The organism is Cyanobacteriota bacterium (assembly GCA_025054735.1).
Lineage (GTDB): Bacteria > Cyanobacteriota > Cyanobacteriia > SKYG9 > SKYG9 > SKYG9.
On sequence record JANWZG010000229.1, the window covers coordinates 1 to 6,309 of the forward strand.

The following is a 6,309-nucleotide window of genomic DNA, read 5'->3' on the forward strand; positions in this document are numbered from 1 at the left end:
CGTAACCTTGCGAGCAGCCCAACGTAGTTTTCTTGAATGCGGTGCGTGTGACCATTACTGGAGTGATTTAGTTCGTTGCCCAACCTCAGAAGATGAGCGAATACCAAACTGGGTTCCCCTTGATGTTCTTGCAGAAAGAGATAGGCTCATACTTATGGAACTGATTACCAAAGCATTCGACGGAGTTAGTCGTGAAGACGGAATTACTCTCCACGAAGCGAGGGCAATTGATGATTGGGGTGATGAAGAAGAGCGTGCTGCGGCTCGAGCACTAGACACAGACCAGCGCTGGCAAGATGTACCAACCGAGTGGATTAATCAATTGTGGGATGCATTTTGCTGTCTGGATGGCAAGGGATGGCGGTATTATCTGCCTGTCTGGATGCTCCATGCACTTAGGTGTCCAGACAGTACAAGTGCTGGTGATTCGGTTATATACAGTTGCCTTCTGCCAGAAGAACCTGAGTCTAGAGAGCGGGTACTATCTCGCTTCAACATGCTCACCCTAGAGCAGTCAAGGGCCGTTTGCCGATTCCTGTGGTTTAGTGCTGCCTATGGAGAGTTTGACGAACGGGCAGCTCGGAGAGCATTTGATGGGTACTGGGGTAGGTTCTGTGCTTAGGGGGAGTGTGACATAAGGTTGACATGTAGTAGCTTTGCTGAGGCCACCAGCTCGATCGTAACGTCTCTAATAGATGAGTAACCAGCACTGATAGGGAAGGTGGGGGAAACAATACTATGCGTTGACTTCGCTAGCGATCGCCCTATCCAACACTTAGTCCGCTGTACAGCCACGCATAACATAAACAATTTCCAGACTCAGCAAGTGACATTGAGGTGCTTGAGGGCATAGGTCTTGCTTCCCGTCGGCTTGGTTGGCTAGAAGATTACGCTGTTGGAATAGTTGTTCTCGCTAGAACTGGTTTACAATGCACAGTGCTATAAGATTCTTCAGTACCCTAAACTCAACAACTACATATTAAGAATTAAATGAAAGTTGGGCTGTGCTAAGTGAGATTTGTAATAATTGAATTGAGCATGAAAGTTCCCCGCTGGCAGATTATGGGAGCAATGGCTGTTTAGACATAAGGTTAAGTAGTGCAGCTCAAAGGTCAGATGTGAGACCATAGTTGTCATGCAGCTCCCAAATTACCTCATACTTACTTGATGCTTTTGTTAGGAACGCTTCATGCCTGATGATTGCTGATTTGATTTAGACGGGAGGCTGATATTATGGATCTAGGTAAAGTTTTTTCTGATCTAAGGCAGTATTTTTCAGAGGCTGTTGCTCGTATTTTTAGTCCTCGAGATGATGAGTTTCCTGCTACGGGTGTGCAGCCGTTTGAGGGTGATATTCGCAAGCATTCCCAATCACTAGACTAAACGGCAAGGTATCTGAAATTTCAGTCATCACGGTAGAGAGCTTGAACCTATAGTGGTTCAGGCTCTTTTTACTGGGTTTGTATTTGTAGGGGAGTTGTAGTGAATCAACTATATATTGGACAATAAAGCTGCAATGGTCTGAGATGGTTCTACCGCGGCAGACTAGCAGCAGGCTAGTAAAAGTGATTGGCAATGGCTTGTTGTCAGTGCTGATGTGATGAATGTCAATTTTTTCCCCGAAGTCAATGGGTATATTGCTAACGGCTGAACTTTTGTCACATTTTCAACGCTGTAGTCGGCGAGCATTTTTAGACTTTTATGGGGATGCTAGTCAGCAAGAACCACCTAGTGACTATTTGTTAAAGTTGCTGCGAGACAGTGCAAATCATCGGCAACGGGTGTTGGCAACTCGATCGGGACAACAACCTCACTATCCACTCGGTGATTGGGCAGCGGGTGCTAGTTTGACCTACCAGATGATGCAGGAAGGTGTTGAGTGCATTCAGCAAGGGGTGTTGATGGCTCAATATTCTGAAGCAGTGACGTTGCTGAGCTGCCCCGATTTGTTAATTAAACAACCAGGATCATCAAAACTTGGAGATTGGTGCTACGTCCCGATCGCAGTCAAGTTAGGCAAGCGCCCCAAGTTGGAATATCAAGTGAGTGTAGTATTTGACGCTTATGTGTTGTCTACAGTGCAAGTGGCTAGTCTAGATCAAGCATGGTTGATGTTACGGGAGCGCGGGCTATGTAGCGTTGATGTGTTGTCAGTGCTGCCTCAGATGCAAGATGTGCTTACAAACTGTGTACAAACCTTAACATCATCCCAAGCACCAGATGTATTCATTGCCCGTAATCGCTGTAATCTGTGTCCCTGGTTTAATCACTGCTACACAATCGCGCAAGAGCAACAACACCTATCCCTAGTTGCTGGCATCACTCCGCATCGTTATAGCATTTTGCAAGCCCTAGACTTGACAACTGTAGAAGCACTTGCCCATACACCTCCATCAGTACTGGAGCCATTAGCAGGGTTTGGCAAGGACGTAGCCGAGAAACTGGTATTGCAGGCGCGTTCGAACTTAACTCAACAGGCATTGCTACGATCAGTAATCCCTCCCGATATGGCTACTGATATACCAACTTGTAAGGTTGAGCTTTATTTCGACATTGAAGCAGATCCGGATATGACTCTGGATTATTTGCTGGGGGTGTTAGTTGTGAATCATGAAACACAGTGTGAGCAGTTTCATAGCTTTTTGGCAGAAACACCTGAGGCTGAATATCAAATCTGGACAATGTTTGTTGACTTAGTGGAGCAATATCCTGATGCACCGATTTTTCACTTTTGTCCCTATGAAACCCATACGATTAAGCGGCTAGCAGCGCTCTATGATACTCCGCCTGCTGTAGTGAAGCGAACTATTGATCGTTGCGTAGATTTACATGAGCAGGTCACTCGTAGGGTAATTTTGCCCATCGAAAGCTATGCACTAAAAAATATTGCCCGCTGGTTAGGATTTAACTGGCGAGATCCAAATGCCACTGGTGCTCAAGCTGTATGTTGGTATACGCAATGGCTGGAGACTGGCGATCGAGCCTATCTAGAGGCGATCGTCACCTACAATGAAGATGACTGTCGTGCCATGTATTACTTGAAAAATTGGTTGGTCAGTTTCTTTGCCCAAGCTACGCAGATTACACCACAAAATCTGCAAAATCCATTGCTAAGGGTTTAAGGAAGAAATATTGGTCGAAATGCCAGCAAGAGAGCACTAGTGATGGCTAGAAATAAGATACCCATTAGTCCGGCTAGGGGTTTGTTGCCAAATCCAAGTATCCAAGGCGATGTTGTGTTGTTATAGGCAATCACTTGGGCAGTATCCAATGTGGCCATGCTCCAGATCCAACCTGCATGTAGTCCCCAAGCTAATCCTAGGTGACCATAATCAACAACCTTTGCCAGAGTTAAGACCATTCCCATCAGCCATAAGCCAGGCAACTGAGGTAGGTTGTCGGCTCCCTCCCAGACCAAGTGCAAGACAGCAAAAATTAAGCTGACGATCGCACCTGCTATCCACAGGGAATAGTTTTGCTGAAATCGAGCTTGGAACAGACCACGAAACATGGCTTCCTCAGTAGCGCTGACCCCAAGCCCTAGTACCAAGATAGGCAAGCAAGCTGTTAATACCTGGTGATTCCAATGCCAACTTATCCAGCCAACACTGGCTTCTACCCAAAACAGGGTTAGAACGCCAACCGTTCCGATCATTAGCCCTATTAGCCCATTAACAAGCAGTGACCACCGCCAAATCAGCCCACAATCCATTAAGCTTACAGTTCCCCAATGAGTAGCACCCCAGATGATCACAGGTGCCAGTAGGTAAAGAGAGACCAACAGAGGGATTTTTTGCTGAGGTGTAATCGGTAGCGGAGGGTGCCACTTGACTTGCCGGGCAATGGGTACGGCTAAGGGTAACCAGAGTAAAACCCAGGTGAGAAGCAGCCCAACTGTCCAACCTATTACCGATTGAAATAACCCACGAAATAACTGATGGAAGAGTGCTACTGGTGGCATGTAATTAGGGAGGCAATTGGAGCTTCAGTACACTTTGCTAAATGCTCTAGGACAATAATTCTCCAACAAGCGCTAGTCGTTGTCATCATAATCATCGTCATCATAGTTCTCAGACTGCTGATTGCCGACAAAGTTTAAGCGAATATGCTTGTAGCCCAATTTAATAACAAACTCATCGCCAGGTTTTAAGCCCATTGCTTCTGTATAGGTTGCACCAATAACGATTTGGCCATTCTTATGCACACTAACGCGATAGGTCGGTTCGCGTCCGCGGCCATCTTTGCCACTTTCAGGTGTAATGGGTACGCCCTTTGCCAACAACAACGCATCATAAAAGTCTGCTAAATTAACACGAACCTGACCATCTTTTGTGACCTTATAGTATCCACAACGCTTAGCAATTTCTCGTCGGGAAAGGTGGCCTAACTCTTTCTGCTTTTGTAACAGCGATTTGCCTGTCAATGGCATTGGTGTAGCTTCAGCTACTGCTTCAACCTCTTTAGCTTGGCGTTTACTTCCCAATTGTGTTCTCGGCATTTTGAGTCCCTAGGTTGCTGGTAGTTTAAGGTTCACACGTTGAAGAATGAATCATTTCAATTTAATTATCTCAATTTAGATGGTGTATAATGAGCTAATGATTCATTAGCAATCTGCTAAACGCTATACACAAGGCATATCGAAACGTAAAAGCCCAAGATACAGCGGTAGGATAGTCGTAGGCTTCACCGCAGAACAGACTTTACTGAATAGTTTATGACCTTCAGGTTCATGATTTTTAATGACGGTAATTCGTATCAAACATTCACAGTAAAACAACCCAAACCTGCCTCTAGGATAGCTTTTAGATCTTTGAGATATTTATTTGTAATCTGTTAGCTTAATATAGCATAACTCAGTTGGTTGATAGTGATTGATTTTCCTCTATAAGCCTTACCATAATCCACATCTAAAAGCTTGTCTTAAAAGCCTAATGGTTTATCAAAGTACCTGCTACCTTAGTTAAGATTCTTGATGGAGACATTTTTTGTCAAAACTTCACTCTGAATACGTTTTGTCACGATTTGAGAGGTATTCTCACTGTGCAATGATTTGTGAAATCAATATCATTACAACAGACAATGGTGAAAGTAAGCTTGATTGATAGTATTGCCAAGCAAGCAGCAAGGGTTTGCAAGTGCTTCTAGGAAAGTTATGGAAATTCTAGTCAAAATTACCCGTCACGCTCCAAATAAGCCAATGTGGGTTCAGAGTTACCCATTGACGGTAGAGCCAGGCATGACTATCCTGGACTGCCTTAACAAAATCAAGTGGGAACAGGATGGGTCGTTAGCATTTCGCAAGAACTGTCGGAATACAATCTGTGGCAGTTGTGCTATGCGGATTAATGGTCGATCGGCACTGGCTTGTAAGGAAAATGTCGGTAGTGAACTAGCTCGATCGCATCAGACGGATCGGGCAGTACCAGAAATTACTATTGCCCCTCTGGGAAATATGCCTGTCATTAAGGATTTGGTTGTGGATATGACGAGTTTCTGGTCAAATTTGCAGGCGATCGACCCCTACGTTAGCACTCGCAGCCGCCAAATCCCTGAGCGAGAGTTTCTGCAAACGCCTGAGGAGCGAGATCGTCTGAACCAAACAGGCAATTGTATTCTTTGTGGAGCTTGTTATTCTGAGTGCAATGCCTATGAGGTCAATCCGCAGTTTGTGGGGCCTCATGCCTTAGCCAAGGCATATCGAGTTTTGGCAGATTCTCGCGATGATCAAACAGAGTCCCGGCTAGAGAGCTATAACCAAGGCACATCAGGTGCATGGGGATGTACCCGTTGCCACTTTTGCAATGCAGTTTGTCCAATGCAGGTTGCGCCGATGGATCAAATTGGCTACATCAAACAGGCGATTTTAGCTCGTAAGACAGCAGCCGATAGTCGCCCTGTGCGCCACCGCAAGGTGCTAGTGGAACTGGTAAAGCAGGGTGGTTGGGTAGATGAGCGCCAATTTGGGTTGCAAGTGGTGGGTAACTACTTTCGGGATATACGTGGACTGGCCAGTTTAGGGCCTCTGGGTCTACGGATGATAGCGCGGGGTAAGTTTCCCTTTAGCTTTGAGCCATCGTTGGGAACAGCATCAGTACGATCGCTGATCAATGCAGTACAAGCTATGGATTAGTCTCAGAGTAGTCCCAAACAGGTAATGATTTTTGGAAAGGGGCTATAGGTGACGTTCATCTAATCGCAGCACCTAGCTTGGATCATAGTGCAGATAGCAGTTGCTGTAGCGGGGGCTAGAAGCACACCATTGCGGTAGTGACCCGTTGCCAGCAGTACCCTAGGCTGATGGGGCAATGA

At 45.7% G+C, this 6,309-nt stretch carries 7 protein-coding genes; 4 read left to right on the forward strand and 3 right to left on the reverse strand.

Features of this window, described 5'->3' with window-relative positions:
• The first annotated feature begins 154 nt into the window (after window positions 1-154).
• The 3 genes from NZ772_11715 to NZ772_11725 all read left to right on the forward strand — a co-directional run bounded on the left by NZ772_11715 (window position 155) and on the right by NZ772_11725 (window position 3,122).
• Window positions 155-622, forward strand: coding sequence for a hypothetical protein (locus tag NZ772_11715; protein ID MCS6814213.1), 468 nt, complete (start codon window positions 155-157; stop codon window positions 620-622).
• A 611-nt stretch (window positions 623-1,233) separates the two neighbouring features.
• Window positions 1,234-1,383, forward strand: a complete 150-nt coding sequence (locus tag NZ772_11720) for a hypothetical protein (protein MCS6814214.1) — start codon at window positions 1,234-1,236, stop codon at window positions 1,381-1,383.
• A 251-nt stretch (window positions 1,384-1,634) separates the two neighbouring features.
• Entirely contained in the window at window positions 1,635-3,122 is a 1,488-nt protein-coding gene (locus tag NZ772_11725) for a TM0106 family RecB-like putative nuclease (protein MCS6814215.1), read from the forward strand.
• On the opposite strand, the gene NZ772_11730 is transcribed toward NZ772_11725, so the two are convergent.
• Both NZ772_11730 and NZ772_11735 read right to left on the reverse strand, forming a co-directional pair.
• Window positions 3,119-3,961, reverse strand: coding sequence for a CPBP family intramembrane metalloprotease (locus tag NZ772_11730; GenBank protein ID MCS6814216.1), 843 nt, complete (start codon window positions 3,959-3,961; stop codon window positions 3,119-3,121). The two genes, NZ772_11725 and NZ772_11730, sit on opposite strands and share 4 nt — an antisense overlap.
• 72 nt (window positions 3,962-4,033) lie before the next feature.
• A complete protein-coding gene (locus tag NZ772_11735) occupies window positions 4,034-4,429 on the reverse strand; it encodes an AbrB family transcriptional regulator (GenBank protein MCS6814217.1) in 396 nt (131 codons plus the stop codon).
• 723 nt (window positions 4,430-5,152) lie between these two features.
• Between NZ772_11735 and NZ772_11740 the strand changes: the two genes are divergently transcribed.
• Window positions 5,153-6,130, forward strand: a complete 978-nt coding sequence (locus tag NZ772_11740; protein ID MCS6814218.1) for a succinate dehydrogenase/fumarate reductase iron-sulfur subunit — start codon at window positions 5,153-5,155, stop codon at window positions 6,128-6,130.
• A 59-nt stretch (window positions 6,131-6,189) separates the two neighbouring features.
• On the opposite strand, the gene NZ772_11745 is transcribed toward NZ772_11740, so the two are convergent.
• A partial coding sequence (locus tag NZ772_11745; protein ID MCS6814219.1) for an FAD-dependent oxidoreductase occupies window positions 6,190-6,309 on the reverse strand: 120 nt, incomplete at its 5' end.

Coding starts and splice junctions, on each gene's coding strand:
- NZ772_11730 (MCS6814216.1), bottom strand. CDS start 3,961: ATGCCACCAGTAGCACTCTTCCATCAGTTATTTCGTGGGTTATTTCAA.
- NZ772_11735 (MCS6814217.1), bottom strand. CDS start 4,429: ATGCCATTGACAGGCAAATCGCTGTTACAAAAGCAGAAAGAGTTAGGC.
- NZ772_11720 (MCS6814214.1), top strand. CDS start 1,234: ATGGATCTAGGTAAAGTTTTTTCTGATCTAAGGCAGTATTTTTCAGAG.
- NZ772_11715 (MCS6814213.1), top strand. CDS start 155: ATGGAACTGATTACCAAAGCATTCGACGGAGTTAGTCGTGAAGACGGA.
- NZ772_11740 (MCS6814218.1), top strand. CDS start 5,153: ATGGAAATTCTAGTCAAAATTACCCGTCACGCTCCAAATAAGCCAATG.